Annotated in this window: 1 protein-coding gene; it reads right to left on the reverse strand. The window is 47.0% G+C overall.

The window, feature by feature from the left end; all coding sequences use genetic code 11:
- A partial coding sequence (purB, locus tag A3739_RS03820; RefSeq protein WP_068500383.1) for an adenylosuccinate lyase occupies positions 1-893 on the reverse strand: 893 nt, incomplete at both ends.

The following is an 893-nucleotide window of genomic DNA, read 5'->3' on the forward strand; positions in this document are numbered from 1 at the left end:
GACCACGCGTTAGCTCTTTCAATTTCTCGTAGGCTTGTTCGATGCTGTAACGGCGCATCACGGTTTGGATCGGTTCGGCCATCACTTCCCACGCATTGTCGAGATCTTGCGCGAGTTTGTTTGGATTGATCTCAAGCTTGTTAAGGCCTTTAAGTGTTGATTGGTAAGCAATTAAACCATGCGCTAAGCCTACACCTAGATTACGCAATACCGTTGAGTCGGTTAGGTCGCGTTGCCAGCGAGAGATCGGAAGTTTTTGAGCTAGGTGCGTTAATACCGCGTTCGCTAGGCCAAGGTTACCCTCTGAGTTTTCGAAATCGATAGGATTTACTTTATGCGGCATCGTTGAAGAGCCTACTTCGCCCGCTACCGTTTTTTGCTTGAAGTAACCAAGTGAGATGTAGCTCCAGATGTCACGATCTAAATCAATCAGGATTGTGTTGAAGCGCGCAACAGCATCGAACAATTCAGAGATGTAGTCGTGCGGTTCAATTTGCGTGGTGTAAGGGTTGAACGTAATGCCGAGTGATTCAACAAAGCTTTTCGCGTGAGCTGGCCAATCAGTGTTCGGGTAGGCAGAGTAGTGCGCGTTGTAGTTACCAACGGCACCGTTAATCTTGCCAAGGAATTTTACTTCTTTGATTTGAGTTAGCTGACGATTAAGTCGTGCAACAACATTGGCTAATTCCTTCCCCATTGTAGTCGGCGATGCGGTTTGGCCATGCGTGCGAGATAGCATCGGCTGTTCTGCAAGATCTTGCGCTAGCTCGCTGAGCTTAGTCACAACAGCTTGCATCTCTGGAAGTACACTGCTTTCTAGACCTTGTTTAAGCATCAATGCATGCGACAAATTGTTGATGTCTTCAGAGGTACATGCGAAATGCACAAATTCT

The sequence above is a fragment of the Oleiphilus sp. HI0067 genome, from assembly GCF_001635735.1.